Raw genomic sequence first — 22,019 nt, forward strand, 5'->3', positions numbered from 1 at the left:
CCGGGTGGCTGCCATAAGCCTGCCCAACGTGGTTTACCGGCGAAGCAGTCGGCGGAACCATCGAGTTGCTAACCAATTATGAACCTGTCGCTGTCTAATTGAAACGAATTGGGCAGATACAGGGGACGAGGACCATGGCAGATCGCGGCGCACTCAAGCTGGTCGGATTCATTTTTGCTACCGCCACGCTGGCCGTCATGCTGGTCGCGGGTATGGTGGTGAAGGGCTACGCCGACGGCGCCTACACCCTGGAAGCCTCGACCGTGGAAGCGGCCAGGTAAGATATCCCGGTAAGATCTCAACTCTTCGCGGCCGGGATCGGCCTTTGGCTCAGCGGCTATAGACGAACGCCAGGATGGCGATCGCGACCACGAGCAGCCCGACAAAGCGCAGCATGATCGTGCCGAACTGGTTCGGCGCGGGCCGCAGCGGTATGGGGTCCGTGTTGTCGGGCCGAATGCTTTCCATCTGACATGTCCCCAGGCCCGGCCGTGACGGCACGGGCGCTTGGCATTGGTCGCGGGGGAGCGGGAGAGGGTTCAAAACGTACGGACGCGCTGCAGCGTGCAACGCTGCTGCGCAGAGCGGGGACCTATCGCGCCGCGCTTTCATCCTCGCGGTGGGCCCTCGGCTCTACGGCGCGTCACCATAGTGCGTCGAAGACGCGCGTAAACGCGCTTGTGGTGCCGCACCGCGTCCGGGGCACGAGAGCCGCACAAATCAAAACCGCCGCGCTCCCTTGCGGGAACGCGGCAGCCACTGACGTTTGAAGCTGGTGCTTAACTGTTGCGCAGGCCGTCGGCGGCGCGCTTCCACTGCGCGACGTTGTCGGCGATCATGCGGGTCGACTTCATCGCGGCCTGGCTGAGCTGGGCGTAGCCGGAGATCTCGCGCTGGACGCGCTGGCCTTCGGCATGGAGCAGGTCGCGCAGGCTCTCCAGCTCGGAGATCAGATTCTCGATCTCGGCGAGCGAAGTGCCGGCGACGCGCTGGATCAGCGAGTTGACGTTGGTGACGGTCGCCTCCGCGCTCGGGTCGAGCGGCGGCGCGTCGGTGGTCGGCGTCGCCGGCCGGCGCAGATAGGCGATGTCGTTGCGGACGAAGTCGCGGATGCCGGCTTCGACCTCGGTCACGGCGGCGAGGTTGTTGTCGACCGTCTCGGTCTCGGTGGATTCGATCTTTTCCGGACGAGTAGCGTTCATCGTTGTTCCCCTGATCGCGTTGAGCGCAGCGCGAGTGTCCCCGCACGACGGCGTTCTGGGAGGCGACTAGGGCGCCCGATTTTGACCGCAAATGGGCCAAGATGCGGCAAGGACGGACCATTCGGGGGCTTTGCCGTGGCGTATGGTTAGGGAAGTGTGAATGGCCCGCGGCAAAGAGCCTCTATCCCCTCATGGTGAGGAGCGCGAAGCCGGCAGCGGACGATGCTGCGCATCGGCGCGAGAACCATGAAAGGCCCGGCTCTCTCGGCGGCGGCCTCGATCCTTCGAGACGCGCTCGTTCGGAGCGCCCTCAGGATGAGGAGACAGGGTGGGGCGCTTGGCTGGCCGCTACCAGCTCTTCTTGAAGCCCGCCGTCACGCTCTTGTTGATCGCGCCCTGCGAGGTCTCGCCGACCGAGCCGGAGACGGTGACGTTCTCAAACAGCTTTTGCTCGGCGCCGACCTTGCGCAGCCATTTGTCGTCGGCGGTGGACAGCGACTGGCCGGCCATGATGCTGGTGCCGGTGTCGGTAAGGGTGACCTTGGCGCTCTGGTCGGTCTCGTAGTTCCGGGTGATGTGGCCGCCGATGCCAGGGACGGCGGTGGTGCCCTGCTGGTTGACGCTGTAGCCGTTCTGCAGCGTCAGCGACGTGTCGCCCGTTAGCGGCATCGATTTGGTCAGCGAGGCCCCGAGCTTGCTCTGTTCGGAGCCGGGATCGACGCGGGCTTCCACCGCGGTCTTGTCCCAGATCGCACCCGCACCCGGCGCGGTCGCGGTGGCCCAGGCGCTGCCCGAGGATTGCGGCAGGCTGCCGCCATTGGCGGCCTTCTGTGCAAGCAGCTCGGACATCGTCCGCGGCTCGCTCGCCAGGGTCATGTCGGCCCCGATCCTGGTGTCCCAGAACTCGAACACCGACTGCTTCACGGTCACCGCCGAGGAGCCGTTGGCGTTGGCGCTCGACGACCAGTTCAGCCCGTTATTGGCCGCGGCCTGGGCGCGCTTCTTGGCTGCGATGATGTCGTTGAGCGTGCCGGCGTCGATCGCGAGCTGGCTCCAGTCGAGCTTGTCGACGTCGATGCCTTTCATCACGTCGGGATCGTTGACATCAGGGGCCTCGGCCGCCTCGGCTTCTTCGTCGGGCGCCGCCGGGCCGGGAGAAAAGGGCGGAATGATCTGCGCCGAGGCCGTCAGCACCGAGCCGAAAATGAACACGGCCGCCAGCACCGGCAGCCTGGTCCAGCCAAAACCTGTCGAGAATTCCATCGTCCTGCCCGCGAGCCCCGGCGCATGCCGTCCGCCAAGAATATAAGGCGGCCTTCGGTGATGACCATGCGCCTTCGGTCCGCTTGCATCAATGCTGATCTATCGTTGCGAAATTGTGGCGGCTCGCCTCTGAAGCATGATCCGGAAAAAGTGCGCAGCGGTTTTCCCTCGCGACAAACTCGGAACGCGTTTGCGCGGAGATCATGCTCAAACAACCCAAAGCGCGATGACGATCCATCCTGATCTCATCGCGCTTTGGACGCGAACCAACGGGCCGCGCGAAGGGCGCGCGCCCGATGACGAGTTCGTGACACGACGGCATCCGGCGGGGCTGGAGGCCAGGACGTCGCGTCAGGCATCGTCATCGGTCCCAGACCGCGGGACCCGTTGGCGTCCCCCTCAGCCGGCGCTGGTCATCTTCGGCAGATGAATGGCGCGGCCAAGTGCCTGCTCGACCAGGTCGAAGGTGTCGATCAGCACGCGCATGCTGATCAGCTTGCCTGCCTTGAACTGGGCGAATTGCGCGACCCGCAGGGAGATCGGCTTGTTGGAATCGAGCGCCGTCAGCGAATAGCGCAGCATCGAGGCGGCGGAGTCGACGCCCAGCATGATGCTCTCGCGGTCGAAGCGGCGGACCTGGAAATTGTCGGCCAGCTGGCGGATGACATCGAGCACAGCGTCCCGGCCCTGGCGGGCGCCGAGGAACGGAAACATGTCGATTGGGCCATAGAGTGCCCACTCGACGTCCTCGTCGATCAGGGCCTCGATTTCATCGAAATGCCGGTCGTTGATCGCGCGGTGCAACGCACGCGAGAAACGCCAGAGGCTGTGCTCTGTCATTTGGGGGCAGTCCTGAAGCTGGCTTGCAGAAAAAACGGAAAGCGGCCCCATGCACCGCAATGTGCCCCGGGGCGTTCAACTCATTTGTATGCGAACAAGGTACGGGATTTCGGCCAAAGCGCAACTCACGTTTTCGCAATGCGCAATTGATGGCATTTTGTGAAATTTACAATAGACCCCCGTAATCTTCCGGTCGAAGCTCGCCCCTAACAAGGGCAAGGACTTCAATCCACGCGCTGCCCCATGATCAGCGGCCCGATCTCGCGCTCCAGCACCTGCTGCACCAGGTCGTAGGAATCGATGATCTCGCGGATCTGTGAGACCTGCCCGCCGCGGAAGGTGTAGAACACCGCCATGTCGAACTGCACGATGCGGTCGTTGCTCCGCTTCTTGAAGTAGCTGTGCATGTAGATCGCGACCTCGTCGCCGTCGGCGATGATGTGCGGCGCCTTGTAGCGGATCTCCGAATAGCGCGACCAGATCGTCTGCCAGAGCTCGCGCAGCTCAGCCTTGCCGTGACGCGGCACCATGTGCGGCAGCACGTCGATCGGCGCATGGGTGAGGAAGTCGACGTCCTCGGTGCAGCACGACAGCGCGGCTTCGAGATCGCCGCGTGCGAAGGCGTCGAGCAGATGCAGCACGCGCCGCCTGTTCAGCTTTTCAACCGTCATGCCGCGCCGCCTTCCTCGGCCGTGGATTGCAAACGCTATCGCGCCGTGCGCGCGCGCTTCAATCCGCAAGAACACAGGGCAGAGGTATGACGCGCGAGCGCAATGCCCGGTTCATGTGATGCAATTAAAGATTATGCCTGCATCCACATGCGCGAATTCAGGCGCGCTCCGTGATGCCCGGTGCACAGCGGCTGGCGCGCCGCGCCAGGGAACCCCGGCCTGCTTGCAATCGTTGAGAATCCGACATCGCATCCGGAGACAACGATCCATGAAATCGCCGCTTCCCGCCATCGCCGCCGCACTTCTGATGCTCGGCGCAAGCTCCGCCGCCAACGCCAAGGGCTGCATCAAGGGCGCCATCGTCGGCGGCGTCGCCGGCCACTATGCCGGCCATCACGGCATGCTCGGGGCCGCTGCCGGCTGCCTCTACGGCCGTCATCATGCCAAAGAACAGGCGAAGCAGCAGCAACAGCAGGGTCAGGTGAACGGGCAGGGGAAGCTGTAGCGCTTCGTCTTCCTGGAATAGCCCGAGCCCGCCATGGCATCAGCGGTCTACTCCCTCGCCCCGCTTGCGGGGAGAGGCGAAGCATCGCGTGACTCATCTCACATCTCCCCTCCGGCAACGTGGCTATCGTCATCCGCGTGTCATCACGGAGACATGCCATGGCCGCCACTGTTGCCGCCGCGAGAAAGTCCCGCCTGCACAACGCGCTCGAAGGCCTCGCACTGACCGCGACGCTGCAGAGCTTCCCGACCTTTGCCACTGCGGCCTTCCTGCTCAAGCTCATCGGCAACCACGACCTCGTCGGCGACCCCGGCGTCGCCATCTTCGTCGCCGTCGCCTCGCTCGCCCACGCGATGCTGGCCGTGACCCTCGGCCCGAGCTTCCCGCACCTATTCAAGACCGTCTATGAGCCCCAAATTCTTCGAGGCCCGTCTGTCGCTCTCCGACAAGATCACGGTATGGCGCACCCAGCCGATCGCCTCGCTGCAACTCGTGACCATCGTGCTGCTGCTGTCGGTGATGGCGGTTGTGACGGCGAGCGTCGGGTGAGGGCGAGAATCTCTCCGCGGTTCCAGGGCGCCGCAAAGGGGCGAGCCCGGAATCCATAACCGCGACTGGCGCTGACGCGCCTCGTTCACCTCTTCTTCCACCCGCCCCTTCGCCCCGGTGCACCACCCGTCGACTTCGGCGCGGGCCCGAACTCCGGCCCTGACTGCCTTGAGTCCGTCGGCTGGATGATCCGGCTCGTGCTGCCGAACGGCTTTGCCGGCAGGCTCGGGCTTGGCCGGTAGGGCAGCGACTCCGGGCCGTGCATCTCGTCGAGATGCGGCTTGTGCACGCGTGAGCCCTTGCCGCCGCCGGCTTTGAGGGCGGTTGCGGCGCTCTTGTTCTTCATGGCGCTGACGGGGAGGTTGGCGGCCTCGCCGTATTTCTTCGCCCCCGCATAGGCGCCGGCCTTGGTCGCGACGGTGCGCTGCTTTGCGGTGGGGTCGTCGACGACGGCGAGCTCGGTGGCGCGCAGGCGCTTGACTTCGTCGCGCAGGCGGGCGGCTTCCTCGAAGTTCAGATCGGCCGCGGCCTCGCGCATCCGCGTTTCCAAATCGGCGAGCACGGCTTCGAAATTGTGGCCGATCGAGATGACGTCGTCGGTCATGTCGTGGCCGCCGACCTCGACCAGCACGTGGTCGCGCTCGTAAACGGAGTTGAGGATGTCGCCGATCTGTTTCTTCACGCTCTCCGGCGTGATGCCGTTGGCATTGTTGTACTCGACCTGCTTCTCGCGGCGGCGGTTGGTCTCGGCGATGGCGCGCTCCATCGAGCCGGTCATGCTGTCGGCGTAGAGGATCACCTTGCCGTCGACGTTGCGCGCGGCGCGGCCGATGGTCTGGATCAGCGAGGTCTCGCTGCGCAAAAAGCCTTCCTTGTCGGCGTCGAGGATCGCGACCAGCGCGCATTCGGGAATGTCGAGGCCTTCGCGCAAGAGGTTGATGCCGACCAGCGCGTCGAACGCGCCGAGGCGCAAATCCCTGATGATCTCGATGCGCTCGATGGTGTCGATGTCGCTGTGCATGTAACGGACGCGAATGCCCTGCTCGTGCAGATATTCGGTGAGGTCCTCGGCCATGCGCTTCGTCAGCACCGTGATCAACGAGCGGTAGCCCGCCTGCGCGGTGGCGCGAACCTCGCCGACGAGATCGTCGACCTGGGTGCGGGCAGGGCGAATATCAACGGGTGGATCAATAAGCCCCGTGGGGCGGATGACCTGCTCGACGAACACGCCGCCGCTCTCGTTCAGCTCCCAGCCGCCCGGCGTCGCCGACACCGCGATGGTCTGCGGCCGCATCATGTCCCACTCCTCGAAGCGGAGCGGGCGGTTATCCATGCAGGAGGGCAGGCGAAAACCGTATTCGGCCAGCGTCGCCTTGCGGCGGAAGTCGCCGCGGAACATGGCGCCGATCTGCGGGATGGTGACGTGGCTTTCGTCGGCGAAGATCAGGGCGTTGTCGGGCACGTATTCGAACAGCGTCGGCGGCGGCTCGCCGGGACGCCGTCCGGTGAGATAGCGCGAATAGTTCTCGATGCCGGCGCAGCTTCCGGTCGCCTCCATCATCTCGAGGTCGAAGGTGGTCCGCTGCTCCAGCCGCTGCGCTTCCAGAAGGCGGCCCTGGTTATGGAGCTGGTCGAGCCGCTGCTTCAATTCGAACTTGATCGACTTGATCGCCTGCACCAAGGTTGGGCGCGGCGTCACATAGTGCGAATTGGCGTACATCTTGATGAATTCGAGTTCGTCCTGCTTGTGGCCGGTGAGCGGGTCGAATTCCTCGATCTGTTCGATGGTGTCCCCGAACAGGTTCACGCGCCAGGCGCGGTCCTCATAGTGCGCCGGGAAGATGTCGATGACATCGCCGCGGACACGGAACGTGCCGCGGGTAAAATCGGCCTGGGTACGCTTGTACTGGAGCGCGACGAGATCGGCGATCAGCTGGCGCTGGTCGATGCGCTCGCCCTTCTTCAGCGCAAAGGTCATCGCGGTGTAGGTCTCGACCGAGCCGATACCGTAGATGCAGGAAACCGATGCGACGATGATGACGTCGTCGCGTTCGAGCAGCGCGCGCGTCGCCGAGTGGCGCATGCGGTCGATCTGCTCGTTGATGGACGAGTCCTTCTCTATGTACGTGTCCGTGCGAGGGACATAGGCTTCCGGCTGGTAGTAGTCGTAGTAGCTGACGAAATACTCGACCGCGTTGTCGGGAAAAAAGTTCTTGAACTCGCCATAGAGCTGCGCGGCGAGCGTCTTGTTCGGTGCGAGGATCAGCGCGGGGCGCTGCGTCGCCTCGATCACCTTGGCCATGGTGTAGGTCTTGCCGGAGCCGGTGACGCCGAGCAGCACTTGGCTGCGGTCGTTGCGCTCGATGCCCTCGACCAGCTCCTTGATGGCGGTCGGCTGGTCGCCCTTGGGCTCGTAGGACGATTTGATTTCGAAGCGCACGCCGCCTTCGGACTTTTCCGGGCGCGGCGGACGGTGCGGCGTCCACACCTTCATGGAGCCGTCGTCCTTGCGGAACTCCGGCCGGCCCTCGCGGATCAGCGCTTCGAGCGCGTCGGCGGTGGCCTTGACGCCGAGCGCCTCCATCTTGGAGCGCGGCGGGCGCGCCAGCGCTTCGGCATCGTCTTCCTCGGTGGGCAGGCCGAGCTGCCGCGCCAGTTCCGGATCGAGCATCGGGATCGTGGCCGCGGTGCCGTAATTGGCCTGCGGTGCCTCGTCAAAGCCTTCGGTCGAGGCGCGAGCCCCCGGCGGCTGCGGATTGGGCCGCAGCGGCATCGGCTTTGCAGTATTCTTGGCCGTGTCCTGCGGAAACTCCTTCGGCGTCGAGGCGCGAGCACGATGCGCCGCGGTCTCGCCGCCGGCGCGGCGGTCGCGTGAATTGTCCGGCGGCGGCTGCAGCCCGGTGCCCGATCCCAGCCCGGCATCGCCGCGATTGATCGCGGGATTGAGCAGCTCGGCCAGCGCCGGCCCGATCGGCTGCACGTCAGGCCGATGAGCCTTCGAGTTGGGAGCTTTGGATTTCGGGGATTTGGGGGGAGCAGGTTTCTTCGCCATGAGGCGAATATGGGACGAGTCCGCCCCTCAATAAAGGGCGAATGCCCTGATACGTTCAGGCTGCTGACAGCAGGTTGGCAGCAGGCTGCGATGTCACGCGGCCGGCCGGGGGCCCCCGTCGTCGCCCGCCTGATGCGGCTTCAGGATGTCGAGATGGATGCCGCCGCAATCGGTACAGCGCATGGTCCAGTACTCGCATCCGGCGCGACCGCCGATCACACGGAGCACCGCGAGATCGCCGTCGCATTCCGGGCATTTCGACAGCACGCTGCGGCCATAGATCCGGGGCCGCGGTGTGTCTTCGAATTCCATCACTGACATGACCGGTTCCCTGTTGTACCTCGCTGCTGCTGGTCCCTCGGGAATCGGCTTATTGGTCGTCGCTGTTGGCCCGACGGCGGAAACGATCGATGTGGTGCTTGGCGTCGGCGATCGCGGCGTCGCGGTCGGGCCAGGCGAAGCCGACTTCCATAGCCGGAAACAGCACGCCGTCGATGGCAAGCGGGCTGAAATCGGCGCGCCGGATCCGGGCGTGCCAGAGGCCTTTGCCGGCCTCGAAGGATTCAATGTCAAAGCCGTCGTAGAGGGTCGTCATTGGTAGTCCCCAAATGCTCTTGTCGGAGGGTTAGAGGACCACGTTTGCCCGGTTCGGTATGTGAAGCCGTTCACATGCGCCCGGCTTTTTCACCCGAACGGGTGAAGGATCAGCCGCGTCCGGCCCGGCTCAGCCGTCGCGGGCGGGCTGCGGGTTCCGCCGCAGCGCGCATGATCCAGCGGCGGAACGCGGCGAAGTCGCGCTGCTCGGTCTGGAAGCTGCGATAAACGAGATACCAGCGCATGCCCTTGGGCACCGAGAGATCGAAGGGTGCCACCAGCCGGCCGGCGGCGATGTCGTCGTCGATATAGGGCCGGATGCCCATGGCGATGCCGAGGCCGTCGGCGGCGGCCTGCAGCGCCTGGCCGTAGAACTGGAACTCGGGTCCGCGCGGAGTGATGCGGGTGAGGTTGGCGGCCTTGAGCCAGATCGGCCAGTCCTCCGGCGAATGCTCGACGCGGATCAGGCTCGGGCCCTTGAGGTCGGCGGGGCGCTTCAACGACGTGGCGAGGCGCGGCACGCAGACGGGGGTGAGGTCGCCGGCGAACAGCGGCTCAGCGACGAGGCCGGGCCAGTCGCCGGTGCCGAGCTTGATGCCGCAGCTCCAGTCCTCACCGAACGGCACCAAGGCGCCACCGGTGGTGAAGCGCACCTCGATGTCCGGCTCCTCGCTGCGAAACTCCGATAGGCGCGGGATCAGCCAGCGCATCGCGAAGGTGTGGCCGACGCCGATGGTGAGCACGCGCATGCCGGACGGCGCCGTCACTTGCGCGGTGAGGCTCGCCAGCGCGTCGAAGATCGGCGTCAGTCCGCTCTGATAGGCGCGGCCGGCCTGCGTCAGCACCAGCCGGTTGGCCTTGCGCTCAAACAGCGCGACGCCGAGCCGCTCTTCCAGCAGATGCACCATGCGGCTGACCGCGGCCGCCGACACGCTGAGCTCGAGCCCGGCCGCCGCAAAGCTGCCGGTCCGCGCCGCCGCCTCGAATGCCTTGATGCCGTTGAGAAACAGCAGCCGCCGCAAATGTCCGACCCTCAGGAAAGCTGATGCCAGGCCAAGATAACTCAGTTTGCGGAGAACGGGCAAGCGAGGCACAAACATCAGCGTAATTCGTGCCGATTTGTTGAGGGCGGGCGCGGTCCCTTCGCCTCTCCCCGGAGTGAAACAGTCTGCGTCCCTGACGTTGAACCACCGCAGGAGAATTTTCACGTGACGCCCATCATGATCGCTGCCCTTGGATTGCTGATGGTGGCCACCGCGTTCCTGTCGGGGCTGTTCGGCATGGCGGGCGGGCTGATCCTGATCGGTGTTCTCCTGGCGCTGATGCCACTGCCGACCGCGATGGTGCTGCATGCGATCACGCAGATGGCCTCGAACGGCTGGCGCGCGTTCCTGTGGCGGGCGCATATCCGCTGGCGGCCGGTCGCGAACTACATGGTCGGCGCTGCCACCGCGCTCGCGGCGTGGTCGCTCACACGTTACGTGCCGGACAAGCCGGTCGCGCTGCTGATGCTGGGCGCGACGCCGTTCATGGCGCGGCTGCTGCCGGCGAACATCAAGCCGGACCCCGACCGTCTTTGGCAGGGCACGGTCTACGGCACGGTCTGCATGGGCCTGATGCTGATGACCGGCGTCTCCGGTCCGCTGCTCGACACCTTCTTCCTCGGCGGCGATTTCGGCCGGCGTGAGAAGGTCGCGACCAAGGCGATGTGCCAGCTCATCAGCCATTTCACAAAACTGATCTATTTCGGCGGCGTGATCGATCAGGCCGCGAGCCTCGATCCTCTGCTCGCCGGCGTCGCGATCGCAGCCTCGATGCTCGGCACTACGCTCGCACGGCGCATTCTCGAAGCCATGACCGATCAGCAATTCGTGGCCTGGTCGAACAGGCTGATCACCACTATCGCCTGCTACTATATCGCCTATGGCGGCTGGCTCCAGCTTCGCGCGCCGGTGCTGGCCGCCTTTGCCAAAGGTGGCTTGCAATAAAGGGAGGCTTGCAATGAGCGAGACGGCCGATCCGTTGGTGCTTGATTTCGTCGAATGGGTCGCGCGCGAGCCCCGCGCCTATGCCGAGGTGATCGCGACCTGGAAGACCTCGTGCCCGCGCCTCACCATCTGGGAGGACGCCAGTGAGCGCGGCTACGTCGCCCGCGCAACGCTGCCCGGTATCGGGCTGGTCATCGCAGTGACGGAAGGCGGCGAGAAATTGCTGCGCACCAACGGGCGGTGAGTTCGACGGCTCTCGCCGGAGTGCTAAAGCATGTCCGGAAAAGTGCGCAGCGGTTTTCCCTCGCGACAAACGCGGAACGCGTTTGCGCGGAGATCATGCTCAAACAACATATAAAGCGCGATGACGATTCATCCTGATCTCATCGTGCGTTAGCGCGAAGGCGCCGCCAGCCGTGGCCGGATGATCTCGACCATGCGTTCAGCCGAGGTGCCCGGCGGAAAGAAGCCGAGATATTTTCCGTCGCGACCCATGAGATAGATGAAGGATGTGTGGTCGACCGTGTAGTCGCCGGCGTCCTTGCCGATCGGGATCTTGGCAAAATAGACCTTGTAGGCCTCTGCCGCTGCCGCAATGGCATCAAGGCTGCCGGTCAGCCCGAGCAGCCGCGGATGAAACATCGGGACGTATTCGGCAAGATGCTCAGCCGTGTCGCGTTCGGGATCGACGGTGATGAAGACCGGCTGCACGGCGTCGGCATCCGGCCCGAGCTGCTCGAGCGCCTGTCCGATGGCCATCAGGTCGGTCGGACAGACGTCGGGGCAGTAGGTGAAACCGAAATAGACCAGCATCAGCCGCCCGCGGAATTCGCGGTCGCTGCGTCGTTTGCCGGTCTGGTCGATCAGCTCGAACGGCCCGCCGACCGGCTCCCGATTCCACATCAGGATGTCCATGGTCTCCGCGGCCGAGCGCGCCTGCGCCGCTCCCGCGCAGGCGAGCGCCAACATCACGCAGAGCCAGGCGCTGGGCATCACAGCCCGAAGGTAAGGCGGCTGCCCGTGGTCGTCATCAACACCTTGCCCTCCATCTGGGCATTGGCTTCCTGCGCGAAGTTGAGGCCGCTGCAATGCATGGGCACCACGACGTCAGGATCGAGCGCCTTGATCTCGCTCACGACCTGCGTGAGGTAGTCCTTGGGCGCCGGGCCGAGATGGAAGCCGCCGACGATCGCGTGCACCTTCTGGATGCCCGACACCTCCTGCGCCTGCTTCACCGAATTGACGATGCCGACATGGCCGCAGGACGAGATCACGACGAGGCCGAGATCCCGCACGTTGAAGCAGGTGGCGTGCTCGTGGATGTGCTCGTCGGGCACGATCTTGCCGTCCATCTCCGCGGGCAGATAGTGGCCGACATTGCAGCCCAGCCCGTCCTTGATGCCGAACTCGACCAGCGTGTTCGGCAGCACGCGCTCGCTGCTGCGGCGTGTGATCTTGCCGGTGGTGAAGGCATGGTCCGCGATCACGGTCGGCGTTTCGCACAGCACGGTCGTCACCTTCTGCGCCGCGAGCTGGCGGCGGTCGAGCGTGCCGAAATCGGCGAACTGCGCCTGCGTCGGCGTCGGGTTGAGACGATGGCAGAAATTGTCCTCGCCGCCCGCATAGAGCTTGAGGTCAGCCGGCAGCTTGTCGCGGAACTTGTCGAGGAAGCCGTTCAGGCCGCCGAAATGATCGTAGTGGCCGTGGCTGACGATCAGCGCATTGAGCTTGGCCGGATCGACGCCGATCAGCGCCATGTTGTTGAGCAGCACCTCGGGCGTGTAGCCGTAGTCCAGCATCAGCGTGCGCTGGTTGCCGCCGCCCTCGGATTCCAGCCAGAGCGACAGGCCCCATTCATTGTGCAGCGACTTGCGGAAATCGCCGCCGCGCGCAGCCGGCGCGATCGAGACGCCATTGATCTGCTTGGGACGGAAGAACAGGTCGAAACTCGAATCCACGAGAACGCGGATCGAGAGCTTGTCGACGGTTGGAACGGCGATCGGCGCAGCGCTCGTGATCTCGATGCAGGTGAAGGCATTGGCGGCCGCAGCGCCGGCGAATGCGGCCGCGCCAAGGAGGAAATCGCGCCGTGGAATGGTCCTGGTCATTGCCATGCCTCCCCGCTGTTCGAAATGCCCGAGCTTAGGTCCAATCCGAGGCCGGCTCAATAAACAACGGTCGCTCCGGCGCGAGGGCGAGCGAGGTCATCGGTTACCCCGTCACACCCGGACACCGGCGACAGCACAGTTTTCTTGCGCTCGCTGCCATGAAGACTACTCTGTTCGGCAGTTGCAGCAATGGGATTGATCATGTCACTGAAACTCTTCGAACTCGTCGGCACCGATGCGGCGCGCCCCTTTAGCCCATATTGCTGGCGCGCGCGGATGGCGCTGGCGCATAAGGGCCTGTCGGCGGAATCGCTGCCCTGGCGCTTCACCGAGAAGAGCGCGATCGCGCCGCATGGCTCGGAGAAGGTTCCGGTGCTCTTGCATCACGACAAGCCCGTGGTCGATTCCTGGGCGATCGCGAACTATCTCGAAGACAATTTTCCGGATCGCGCGTCGCTGTTCGGCGGCGAAGGTGGCCGCACCATGGCCCGCATGATCAATGCGTGGGGCGACATCGCCATCGTGGGCGGCATCTTTCCGCTGATCGTCGCCGACATCCCGAAGCATCTGGCCGAAGCCGATGCCGCCTATTTCCGCCAGACGCGCGAGGCGCGTTTTGGCGGCAACAGCCTGGAAGCGGTGATGGCGAGCCGCGATACCGGCGTGGTCGCCTTCCGCAAGTCGCTGGAGGTGATGCGGCAGACTCTAAAGAAGCAGCCTTTCATCGGCGGCAGCGCGCCGAACTATGCCGATTACATCGTGTTCGGCGGTTTCCAATGGGCGCGGGTGACGAGCCCGTTCAAGCTGCTGGAGGCGGATGATCCGATCTACGCCTGGCGCGAGAAGCTGCTCGACGCGTTCGACGGCATGGCGCGCAAGTCGCCGGGACATCAGGTGTAGGGCACACTCTCCACTGTCGTCCCTGCGAACGCAATGCGGGCGCAGGGACCCACACCGCGTGATCTCTCGGGCGCGCTTGGTATGAGTACCGGACGACGGGTCTTAGCCAAACCTCTCCCTGGGGTTATGGGTCCCTGCTTTCGCAGGGACTACAGCGAGGGTGTGGTGATCCTCCCGCGCTCAACGCGCAGTGCTCGCCGCTTCCGCCGCCCTCCTTAAGCACTCCCGGCACAGACAATCTTCACCCATGAGCGGCATCGGCAGCTTTGCGGTTTCCTCCGCGCACCAGCAATTGCCCGAGAGATCGCAGCCGAACTCGGTGCCGCAGCGGGAGCAGGCGAGGCGGCGAAGTTCCGGCGCCGGTGATTCTTTCGGAATTGTCATGATTTACGCAAAAGCTTCGACGTCATTTTCATGTCGGGTTCATCTGCCGCTGCGGTATATTAGAGCATGATCCGGAAAAGTGCGCAGCGGTTTTCCGAAAAGATCATGCTCAAACAACAACCTTAAGCGCGATGATGCTAATCTCATCGCGCTTTAGGCGCCGCGCACCTATTGGGAAAGCGGTTGGCAAGGCGCGAAGGACAAATCGATGACCCGCGATTCGCAAGCCGCGCTCGTCGCGCTCAACCGCTTCGGCTTCGGCGCCCGCGGCGGTGCATCGGGCGATCTCATCAATGCGGCCTCCGACCCCAGGGGGTTCGTGAAGGCTGAGCTGGCCCGTCCCAATGGCGTGCTGCTGGAGGCGCCGGGCCTGCAGTCGACGCCGCAACTCGGGCAGGCGGTGTTTGCGTATCAGGACGAGGTCAAGCAGGCGCGTGAGGCGGCCGCCAAGGCCGGCACGCCGCCCGAAGCGCCATCGGATCAGAAGCCGGGGCTGCGCCGCAATCTCTCGCTGAGCACTGCCGCAACCGAGATCGCCGGCCAGATGACCGATGCGAAGCCTGTCGACACCGCGGCAAAGCCCGAGACGATGCAACCGAACGCGCTCCCGCCGGCGGCCGCAAAGCCCGCGCCGCAGCCACTCAACGTCATTCAGAAGACCTTTCGTGCCGAGGCGCTGGCGCGCCTGCAGCGCGCGACGCTGGTCGAGTGCGGCTTCACCGAGCGTCTGGTCGTGTTCTGGTCCAACCATTTCTGCATCTCCGCCAGCAAGGGCGAGCTGGCGCGGATCTGGGCCGGCGCGTTCGAGCGCGAGGCGATCCGCCCGCACGTGCTCGGGCGTTTCGCTGATATGCTGAAGGCGGTCGAGCAGCATCCGGCGATGCTGTTCTTCCTCGACAACCAGCAATCGCTGGGTCCGGACTCGCGCGCGGGGCAGAACCGCAAGCGCGGGCTGAACGAAAATCTCGCGCGCGAGATCATGGAGCTGCACACGCTTGGTGTCGGCGGCGGCTACACCCAGGAGGACGTCACCTCGCTCGCCCGCATCATCACGGGGTGGACCTTTGCCGGCCGCCAAGGGCAACTGGGAACGCCCGGCTCCTTCGTCTTCAACACCAATGCGCATCAGCCGGGACCGCAGGTGCTGCTCGGCAAGACCTACGAGCCGGCGGGCCTCGCGCAAGGCGAGGCTGCGCTCGCCGACATCGCGCGCCATCCCTCGACGGCGAATTTCATCGCGACAAAATTCGTCCGCCATTTCGTGGCGGACGATCCGCCGCCCGCCTTGGTGGCGCGGCTGCGCGACGTCTTCGTCAGGACCGACGGCGATCTCAAGGCGCTCGCCACCGCGCTGGTCGATTCCGACGAAGCGTGGAAGGCGCCGCTGACCAAGATGCGCAGCCCCTATGATTTCCTGGTCGCGAGCGGCCGGCTGGTGGCGCGCGTGCCGGAGGATCCCGGCGCCTATCTCAACAATCTCAATCTACTGGGACAGCCGCTGTGGTCGCCGGCCGGCCCCAACGGTTTCCCGGATACCAGCGCGGCATGGGCCGCGCCCGAAGGCATCAAGCTGAGGCTCGACATCGCCGCGCAAATCGGCGCCCGCCTCGGCAACAACATCGATCCGCTCGACCTGCTTGAATTTGCCGCAGCGGACGCCGCGTCCGTCGAAACCCGCAAAACCATCGAGCGCGCAGAATCGCGCCAGCAGGCGCTGGCGCTCTTGCTGATGTCCCCGGAAATGCAGAGGAGATGAAGATGATCGACTGCGTCGAGAACCGGCTCCTCACCTCGCGCCGCGGCCTCTTGCTCGGCGGCGCCTCCTTCGCTGCCTGGGCCTATTTGCCGAAATTCGCGCGCGCGGCCGACGGGCGCGATCCCAGGATGATTGTCGTGATCCTGCGCGGCGCCCTCGATGGGCTCTCGACCGTCGCGCCGGTCGGCGATCCCGACTATGCCGGCCTGCACGGCTCGATCGCGCTCGCCGCGGATGGCGCGCATCCCGCAATCATGCTCGACAGTTTCTTCGCGCTGCATCCGTCAATGCCGGAGTTCGCACGGATGTATCGCGACGGACATGCCGCAGTGATCCATGCGGTCGCAACGCCCTATCGCGACCGTTCGCATTTCGACGGCCAGGACGTGCTCGAAAGCGGCTATGCCGGCCCGGGCCGCGTGCAATCCGGCTGGCTCAACCGCGCGCTGGAAGCGCTGCCGCGCGGCGAGCGCGTGTCGAACGGGCTTGCGGTCGGCCCGACCACGCCGCTGGTGCTGCGCGGCAATGCGCCGACCGTCGGTTGGGCGCCGGTGGCGCTGCCGCAGGCCGACGACGACACCGCAATTCGGCTCGCCGATCTCTACCGCCATCGTGATCCCGCGCTTGCTGCGGCGCTGTCGCAAGGCCTCCAGCTCGAGAAGGCTGCGAGCGGCGATGACATGAAGCGCAAGCCCGGCAATCAGGTTGCGCAGATGCGCCAGGTCGCGCGCGGCGCCGCCAAGCTGATGGCGGCGGACGACGGCCCGCGCATCGCCGCGCTCGCCTTCGACGGCTGGGACACGCATGCGAATGAAGGCGGCCCGGTCGGGCGCCTCGCCTTCCTGCTCGGCGGCCTCGACGGCGCGCTTGCCGAATTCGAAAGCGGACTTGGCGATCGCTGGCGCGACACGGCCATCGTCGTCGCCACTGAATTCGGCCGCACCGCGCGCATCAATGGCACCGACGGCACCGATCACGGCACCGCCACCATCGCGCTCCTCGCCGGCGGCGCCGTCAAAGGCGGCCGTGTCATCTCGGATTGGCCCGGTTTGAAGTCCGCGAACCTCTACGAGGGTCGCGATCTCAAGCCGACGGCAGATCTGCGCTCCGTGATCAAGGGCGTGCTGCAGGGCCAGTTTGGTTTGTCCGACCGTGTGCTGGCGGAAAACGTGTTCCCGGACAGCGCGGCGGCACGGCCGATGAAGGACCTGGTTGCCTAGCCTCTCCCCGCTCTTGGTGGGGAGAGGTCGGATTGCGCAGCAATCCGGGTGAGGGGCAGGGCATGCTGTTGCAAAGAGGGGAGTCCATCCGACTCCCACATTGACGGTGCGCGCATCGTCCGCTTCGCTTACATTCAGGCCGAACTCGCGGAGGCAGCCGCTCACCCCGCCCTTTCCCCGTAAGAACAGGGCGAGGGAGTGAGAGGGCAATGCGTGCCTGACAATTCCAAGCTTAAGGAGACCTCAACCCATGTACATCGCCATGAACCGCTTCCGCGTCGCCAAGGGCTCTGAGTCCGCCTTCGAGCAGGTCTGGCTCTCGCGCGATACGCATTTGGACAAGGTGCCGGGCTTCGTTGAATTCCATCTGCTGCGCGGGCCTGAGCTCGAGGACCACACGCTCTACGCCTCGCATACCGTGTGGGCGAACCATGCCGCGTTCGAGGCCTGGACCAAGTCGGAGGCGTTTCGTGCCGCGCATCACAAGGCTGGCGACAACAAGCCGCTCTATCTCGGCCATCCCCAATTCGAAGGCTTCGAGGTGATGCAGACGGTGAGGCGCGGCGCCAAGTAGTGCCACTTCAGAGTCAGCCCAGCGTGATCCTGTCGATCTCGGACATCTCCTCCGCGCTGAGCTTCCAGGCGATCGCCTTGACGTTCTGCTCGATCTGTTCGACGCGGGTCGCGCCCGCGATCACGCTCGACACCTGCGGGCGGGCTGCGAGCCAGGAGAAGGCGAGCTCCAGCATGCTGTGTCCGCGGGACGTCGCAAACGCCTGGAGCTTCTCGACGATATCCTCGTTGCGCGGCGTGACGTAGCGGTCGCGCAGCCGCGGCACCTTGCCGAAGCGGCTATCGTCGGGCGCAGCTTCGCCCTTCTTGTATTTGCCGGTGAGCAGCCCGCTGGCGAGCGGGAAGAACGGCAACAGGCCAAGCTTGTACTCTTGCGCAGCCGGCAGCAGATCCTTCTCGATGTCACGCACCACCAGCGAATATTCGTCCTGGCAGGAAACGAAGCGGCTGACATTCATCGCGCGTGCGACGTATTCGGCTTCCGCGACGCGCCAGGCCGGAAAGTTCGAATTGCCGATGTAGCGCACCTTGCCCTGGCGGACGAGATCGTCGAGCGCGCGCAGGCTCTCTTCGATCGGCGTCAGCGGGTCGTAGTCGTGCTGCTGGTAGAGATCGATGTAGTCGGTCTTCAGCCGCTTCAGGCTCGCTTCCACGGCTTCCATGATGTAGCGGCGCGAGGCGCCCTGCTTGGTGCCGTCCTCGGCCATGGGCTTCGAATATTTCGTCGCCAGCACGATGTCCTTGCGGCGGTCGCCCAGGACGGTGCCGAGCACCGTCTCCGAGCCGCCCATGTTGGAATAGATGTCGGCGGTGTCGAACAGCGTGATGCCGAGATCGAGCGCGCGATGGATCACCTTGCGCGAGGTCTCGAGATCGGTGCGCTGGCCGAAATTGTTGCAGCCGAGCCCGACCGCGGACACGCGAAGGCCGGAGGCGCCGAGATTGCGAATTTCCATGAGAGATCCCCGTGAGAGATGAGCCGCGGTGCATTGTGAAGGCGGCCTGCCCCAGCGGCAAGCCGTTGCCTGCGGTGCTGCCATGCGGGCAAAAAAATGCGGCCCCTGTCAGACGCGGCGACTGACGGGGACCGCTTTGGGGCGCTTGATCGGTGACGGGGGGCCTGATCAGACGCAGCAGCAACTTAGTCCCGGTGTGTTACGCGCCGGTGACAGGTGGAGTTATCCACAGGCCGCGTGGTCCGGGAAAAGGCGGCTAAAATCAGAAGATCTTGCGATAGACAATGAAGCCGGAGCGTTCCGCGACCTTGTCGTACAGGCTTTGCGCGGTGACGTTTGTCTCGTGCGTCTGCCAGTAGACCCGTGGCGATCCCGCAAGCTTGGCGCGCTCGTAGACGCCGTAGATCAGCGCCGAGGCGACGCCCTTGCCGCGCGCCGCTTCCAGCGTGAACAGGTCCTGCAGATAGCAGGACGGCTCGATCGCGGTGGTGCTGCGATGGAACAGATAGTGCGTCAGTCCGAGCAGCTTGCCGTCGCTCTCGGCGACCAGCGCATGCACCGGCTCATAGGCGTCGAAGAAGCGCTGCCACGTCACCTTCGTGATCTCGGGCGCCAGCGCGGTCGGGCCCGAGCGGCCGTAGAAAGCGTTGTAGCCGTCCCACAGCGGCAGCCATTGATCGTAATCCTGCTTGGTGACGGCGCGAATGGTGAGAGACATGTGAAGATCCTGCGAGCATTGAACGTCATTCATAAGGGATGTTCGCGCAGATGATCAAATGTCTTTGCGCGACGGCTGGATATTCAGTCGTGGCGACGGTGTGCCATGCCCCTCACCCGGATTGCTTCGCACCTCTTTCCGCGGAAGGGCGGGCTATCGCGATATGCGTAACGCTGCAGGTTCGTTGTGTCTTGTGAGTAGCCAATCCCTCCACAAACTCGTCATGCCCGGGCTTGTCCCGGGCATCCACGTCTTGTTTTGCCGGAGTGAAGACGTGGATGGCCGGGACAAGCCCGGCCATGACGATGTGGAAACGGTAGCGCCAAAAATGACGCCTGCCGCGGAAGGGCGGGGGAGAGGTTAAGACGAGCAACGCTCGCTTGAGTGAGGGTTGTCTCCGCGGGCGCCGGAAGGCGATGTTCTTGGGCTAAAGCACCCTCATTCCGCCACGCGCAGATACCGGATCAGCTTGCGGTTCGTGGGATCGCGCAGCGAACGGTAGTAGTCGGCGCGCTCCGGCGCATCGGTGTGGCGCACGAGGTCGGTCACTGGCGTTTAGCTCAGCATGCGGCCGCCGTCGGGCAGCGCTGTGCAGACGAAGCGCAGCACCTCGCCGTTGCGCAGCTTGATGTTGATCGGCGTGGCGTCGCCGATCCGCACCATCTCCATGCGCTGCGCGATGAAAGTGCCGAGCTCGTCCTCGGGCAGCTCGAACGCGCCGGTGTCGCGGCCGTGATACATCAGCGCGATGAAGGGCGGCTTGCCGGCGGCGATTTCGTCCGGCAGCGCAAAATAATCGCGGAACGCGCGGTTGATGAATTCGGCTCGCGTCTCGGTATCGAGCAGCACGATGCCGATGTCGACCTGGTCGAGCGCGGCCGACAACCGCGCGGCGGTGGCGTGGCTTTGGCGCTCGGCGGCGAATGTGGCGAGCAGCCGCTCGCGCATCAGGCCGGTGATGCCTGCGGTGCCGAAGGCGGTCACGGCGAGGAGGCCGACCAGGTCGGCCGCAGCATGGAAGGACATGGCGCGATGGCCGAGGCAGAACAGCGCCGCGCCGATCACGGCGAGTGCCGCGCTGGTCATCGCGGAGGCGAAACCCGACAACGCGCCGGCAAGCGCGACGACGCAGACGAACACAGGCGCTGGCGAGGGAACGACAATGGTGCGATCGAGTAGGATCGCGAGCAGCGCAATGGCTGCCGTCAGCACCGGACCGGAGATCGCGCGCCATCCGAACCGCATCTCGTTCCTCCCTGAACGAGTAGGGCGGTCAGATTGGCCTACGGTAGCACGAGCGCAATCCGATTTCGTGCGGTGCGCTTAACAGGCGCTTGCGGTTCCGGGAAAAGCTTTCGGATGATTTAGAGCGTTTTCGAGCGACGTGGATATCGGTTCACGTCAAGAAAACGCGTCAACACGAGAATCGAGAGCCCCGTTCCGATTCGCGCGCTGTTGCTGCGCGGGGACATTCAACGTCGACGTTCCCGATCCCTTACGCGTGCCGACCAAAATCAGCAGCGATGCCGCGACCAGGATGGCCGCAGTCAGGGTGATTGCAACGATGACCACAGGCGATTTCATCGACGTCCTGTCGCGATGCCGGTTGGCGCGGGCCACGCGGCGCCTTGAAGGCTGGTCGAGGATGAGACGGGAATCAGACCGGCAGGCCCATCGCCATCGTGGCCTTGGTCGACAGCACCGTCAGGTGACGATCAGGCACAGCGAGAGCGCGGCGACGGCGAGCGAGGCCGCGACCGCGTTGGTCAGCCGGGAAGACGAAACGGTATCGGTATGGCCCTGAAAGCCTGCCGTGCCGGACGCCCGAATCATGGTTTAAATCCTTCAACGTGCAAGCGAATCACCCGCGACATCGAACAATTTCACTATTTCAACGGGCAATATTGCGGCGGCTATCGCGCCGAAAATGGCGAGATTGCGGCGAGGATGAACCTTATACCCGCCATTCGCCAGCTCGGGTGCGTCGTCAGGCGCCCGCGGCGATGCTGGCGGGGTCGTCGATGTCGGCCGGCCGCCAGTCCATCGACACGAAGCCGGGCGTGGCTTCCACCCGCTTCAGCCACTCCCGGATCGCCGGGAAAGCCTGGAGGTCGAAATCGCAGCGATCGGCAAGGTGGGTGTAGCCGTACAGCGCGATGTCGGCGACCGTGAGCTGGCGGGCGGCGAAATAGGCGTTGGCCTTGAGATGATTCTCCATCACTTGCAGCGCGCCATAGCCGCGCTCCATCCAGTCCTCCAGCGCGTGCGTCTGCAGGTCGCGGCCGCCCTTGACCAGCGACAGCCAGAAATAGGCGGCGCCGATGTTCGGCTCGAGCGCGTGCTGCTCGAAGAACATCCATTGCAGCGCCTCGGCCCGGTCGATGCGGTTCTCCGGCGCGAGCGGCGTGCCGACGGCGACGTACCAGAGGATCGCGTTGGACTCGGCGAGAAAGCGGCCGTCGCCGACCTCGAGCAGCGGCACCTGGCCCGACGGATTCTTCGTCAGAAAATCCGGCGTGCGGCTTTCGCCGCGCAGAATGTCCACCTCGATCGCTTCGTAGGGCACGTTGAGCAGCGCCAGCGCAAGGCGGACCTTGTAGCTGTTGCCCGAGCGTTGCATCGAATAGAGCTTGTACATTCGGGGAGTTTCGAATCCGTGGATAGGGAAGGCGCGGCACGTGTTGCCCCGCAGCGCGGGTAAACAATGATGCCGATGCGAATCCGCCGCAAGGGCCAGCCG

At 64.9% G+C, this 22,019-nt stretch carries 26 protein-coding genes and 1 pseudogene; 9 read left to right on the forward strand and 18 right to left on the reverse strand.

Going from position 1 to position 22,019, the window contains the following annotated elements:
* Positions 1 to 134: 134 nt before the first annotated feature.
* Positions 135 to 281: a hypothetical protein gene (locus ACVWY3_RS35505; protein WP_007596790.1), complete on the forward strand. Its 147-nt coding sequence runs from the start codon at positions 135 to 137 to the stop codon at positions 279 to 281.
* 49 nt (positions 282 to 330) lie between these two features.
* On the opposite strand, the gene ACVWY3_RS35510 is transcribed toward ACVWY3_RS35505, so the two are convergent.
* The 5 genes from ACVWY3_RS35510 to ACVWY3_RS35530 form a co-directional block, all read right to left on the reverse strand.
* The gene (locus ACVWY3_RS35510; RefSeq protein ID WP_167336550.1) at positions 331 to 468 is read right to left on the reverse strand and encodes a hypothetical protein; all 138 of its coding nucleotides are present in this window, start codon (positions 466 to 468) and stop codon (positions 331 to 333) included.
* A gap of 311 nt (positions 469 to 779) precedes the next feature.
* Entirely contained in the window at positions 780 to 1,202 is a 423-nt protein-coding gene (locus ACVWY3_RS35515; protein ID WP_456842607.1) for a hypothetical protein, read from the reverse strand.
* Between the two features lie 348 nt (positions 1,203 to 1,550).
* Complete coding sequence (locus ACVWY3_RS35520; protein WP_456842608.1) at positions 1,551 to 2,465, reverse strand: hypothetical protein; 915 nt, start codon at positions 2,463 to 2,465, stop codon at positions 1,551 to 1,553.
* Positions 2,466 to 2,864: 399 nt separating this feature from the next.
* The gene (locus ACVWY3_RS35525) at positions 2,865 to 3,305 is read right to left on the reverse strand and encodes a nuclear transport factor 2 family protein (RefSeq protein WP_456842609.1); all 441 of its coding nucleotides are present in this window, start codon (positions 3,303 to 3,305) and stop codon (positions 2,865 to 2,867) included.
* 224 nt (positions 3,306 to 3,529) lie between these two features.
* Positions 3,530 to 3,976 (reverse strand): nuclear transport factor 2 family protein, encoded by a 447-nt coding sequence (locus tag ACVWY3_RS35530; protein WP_456842610.1) that lies wholly within the window; start codon positions 3,974 to 3,976, stop codon positions 3,530 to 3,532.
* Between the two features lie 268 nt (positions 3,977 to 4,244).
* On the opposite strand from ACVWY3_RS35530, the gene ACVWY3_RS35535 reads away from it, so the two are divergent.
* Positions 4,245 to 4,481, forward strand: a complete 237-nt coding sequence (locus tag ACVWY3_RS35535; protein WP_456842611.1) for a hypothetical protein — start codon at positions 4,245 to 4,247, stop codon at positions 4,479 to 4,481.
* A gap of 405 nt (positions 4,482 to 4,886) precedes the next feature.
* Entirely contained in the window at positions 4,887 to 5,030 is a 144-nt protein-coding gene (locus tag ACVWY3_RS35540) for a hypothetical protein (protein ID WP_456842612.1), read from the forward strand.
* Positions 5,031 to 5,115: 85 nt separating this feature from the next.
* Here the strand turns inward: ACVWY3_RS35540 and uvrB are convergent, their stop codons facing one another.
* From uvrB to ACVWY3_RS35560, 4 genes are all read right to left on the reverse strand, one after another.
* Positions 5,116 to 8,082, reverse strand: coding sequence for an excinuclease ABC subunit UvrB (gene uvrB / locus ACVWY3_RS35545; RefSeq protein ID WP_456842613.1), 2,967 nt, complete (start codon positions 8,080 to 8,082; stop codon positions 5,116 to 5,118).
* 93 nt (positions 8,083 to 8,175) lie between these two features.
* Positions 8,176 to 8,403: a hypothetical protein gene (locus ACVWY3_RS35550; protein ID WP_456842614.1), complete on the reverse strand. Its 228-nt coding sequence runs from the start codon at positions 8,401 to 8,403 to the stop codon at positions 8,176 to 8,178.
* A 49-nt stretch (positions 8,404 to 8,452) separates the two neighbouring features.
* Positions 8,453 to 8,677 (reverse strand): hypothetical protein, encoded by a 225-nt coding sequence (locus ACVWY3_RS35555; RefSeq protein WP_456842615.1) that lies wholly within the window; start codon positions 8,675 to 8,677, stop codon positions 8,453 to 8,455.
* Between the two features lie 109 nt (positions 8,678 to 8,786).
* On the reverse strand, positions 8,787 to 9,698 hold the full coding sequence (locus tag ACVWY3_RS35560) for a LysR substrate-binding domain-containing protein (RefSeq protein WP_456842616.1): 912 nt from the start codon (positions 9,696 to 9,698) through the stop codon (positions 8,787 to 8,789).
* Positions 9,699 to 9,884: 186 nt separating this feature from the next.
* On the opposite strand from ACVWY3_RS35560, the gene ACVWY3_RS35565 reads away from it, so the two are divergent.
* The gene (locus ACVWY3_RS35565; RefSeq protein WP_456842617.1) at positions 9,885 to 10,664 is read left to right on the forward strand and encodes a TSUP family transporter; all 780 of its coding nucleotides are present in this window, start codon (positions 9,885 to 9,887) and stop codon (positions 10,662 to 10,664) included.
* Positions 10,665 to 10,677: 13 nt separating this feature from the next.
* Entirely contained in the window at positions 10,678 to 10,908 is a 231-nt protein-coding gene (locus ACVWY3_RS35570; RefSeq protein ID WP_456842618.1) for a hypothetical protein, read from the forward strand.
* A gap of 149 nt (positions 10,909 to 11,057) precedes the next feature.
* On the opposite strand, the gene ACVWY3_RS35575 is transcribed toward ACVWY3_RS35570, so the two are convergent.
* On the reverse strand, positions 11,058 to 11,657 hold the full coding sequence (locus tag ACVWY3_RS35575; RefSeq protein WP_456842619.1) for an SCO family protein: 600 nt from the start codon (positions 11,655 to 11,657) through the stop codon (positions 11,058 to 11,060).
* Positions 11,657 to 12,772 (reverse strand): MBL fold metallo-hydrolase, encoded by a 1,116-nt coding sequence (locus ACVWY3_RS35580; RefSeq protein ID WP_456842620.1) that lies wholly within the window; start codon positions 12,770 to 12,772, stop codon positions 11,657 to 11,659. The genes ACVWY3_RS35575 and ACVWY3_RS35580 overlap by 1 nt, the downstream gene beginning before the upstream one ends.
* A 201-nt stretch (positions 12,773 to 12,973) precedes the next feature.
* Between ACVWY3_RS35580 and ACVWY3_RS35585 the strand changes: the two genes are divergently transcribed.
* The gene (locus ACVWY3_RS35585; RefSeq protein ID WP_456842621.1) at positions 12,974 to 13,672 is read left to right on the forward strand and encodes a glutathione S-transferase family protein; all 699 of its coding nucleotides are present in this window, start codon (positions 12,974 to 12,976) and stop codon (positions 13,670 to 13,672) included.
* A 180-nt stretch (positions 13,673 to 13,852) separates the two neighbouring features.
* On the opposite strand, the gene ACVWY3_RS35590 is transcribed toward ACVWY3_RS35585, so the two are convergent.
* On the reverse strand, positions 13,853 to 14,056 hold the full coding sequence (locus tag ACVWY3_RS35590; RefSeq protein ID WP_456842622.1) for a cysteine-rich CWC family protein: 204 nt from the start codon (positions 14,054 to 14,056) through the stop codon (positions 13,853 to 13,855).
* 208 nt (positions 14,057 to 14,264) lie between these two features.
* On the opposite strand from ACVWY3_RS35590, the gene ACVWY3_RS35595 reads away from it, so the two are divergent.
* The 3 genes from ACVWY3_RS35595 (at position 14,265) to ACVWY3_RS35605 (ending at position 17,606) form a co-directional block, all read left to right on the forward strand.
* On the forward strand, positions 14,265 to 15,812 hold the full coding sequence (locus ACVWY3_RS35595) for a DUF1800 domain-containing protein (protein ID WP_456842623.1): 1,548 nt from the start codon (positions 14,265 to 14,267) through the stop codon (positions 15,810 to 15,812).
* A gap of 2 nt (positions 15,813 to 15,814) precedes the next feature.
* Positions 15,815 to 17,032 (forward strand): DUF1501 domain-containing protein, encoded by a 1,218-nt coding sequence (locus ACVWY3_RS35600; protein WP_456842624.1) that lies wholly within the window; start codon positions 15,815 to 15,817, stop codon positions 17,030 to 17,032.
* Positions 17,033 to 17,282: 250 nt separating this feature from the next.
* Positions 17,283 to 17,606: an antibiotic biosynthesis monooxygenase family protein gene (locus ACVWY3_RS35605; protein WP_456842625.1), complete on the forward strand. Its 324-nt coding sequence runs from the start codon at positions 17,283 to 17,285 to the stop codon at positions 17,604 to 17,606.
* Between the two features lie 13 nt (positions 17,607 to 17,619).
* Here ACVWY3_RS35605 and ACVWY3_RS35610 read toward each other — a convergent pair whose 3' ends face one another.
* The 6 genes and pseudogenes from ACVWY3_RS35610 to ACVWY3_RS35635 form a co-directional block, all read right to left on the reverse strand.
* Positions 17,620 to 18,561 (reverse strand): aldo/keto reductase, encoded by a 942-nt coding sequence (locus ACVWY3_RS35610; protein WP_456842626.1) that lies wholly within the window; start codon positions 18,559 to 18,561, stop codon positions 17,620 to 17,622.
* A gap of 262 nt (positions 18,562 to 18,823) precedes the next feature.
* Positions 18,824 to 19,279 carry a GNAT family N-acetyltransferase gene (locus ACVWY3_RS35615; protein ID WP_092215395.1) on the reverse strand — a complete coding sequence of 152 codons (456 nt, stop codon included), beginning with the start codon at positions 19,277 to 19,279 and terminating at the stop codon, positions 18,824 to 18,826.
* A 438-nt stretch (positions 19,280 to 19,717) separates the two neighbouring features.
* Positions 19,718 to 20,524, reverse strand: a pseudogene (locus tag ACVWY3_RS35620) (PAS-domain containing protein).
* Between the two features lie 156 nt (positions 20,525 to 20,680).
* Positions 20,681 to 20,863 (reverse strand): hypothetical protein, encoded by a 183-nt coding sequence (locus tag ACVWY3_RS35625; RefSeq protein WP_456843535.1) that lies wholly within the window; start codon positions 20,861 to 20,863, stop codon positions 20,681 to 20,683.
* Positions 20,864 to 20,983: 120 nt separating this feature from the next.
* Complete coding sequence (locus ACVWY3_RS35630; RefSeq protein ID WP_456842627.1) at positions 20,984 to 21,112, reverse strand: hypothetical protein; 129 nt, start codon at positions 21,110 to 21,112, stop codon at positions 20,984 to 20,986.
* 154 nt (positions 21,113 to 21,266) lie between these two features.
* Complete coding sequence (locus ACVWY3_RS35635) at positions 21,267 to 21,917, reverse strand: glutathione S-transferase family protein (RefSeq protein WP_456842628.1); 651 nt, start codon at positions 21,915 to 21,917, stop codon at positions 21,267 to 21,269.
* Positions 21,918 to 22,019: the final 102 nt, after the last annotated feature.

Source organism: Bradyrhizobium sp. USDA 4486, from assembly GCF_054057995.1.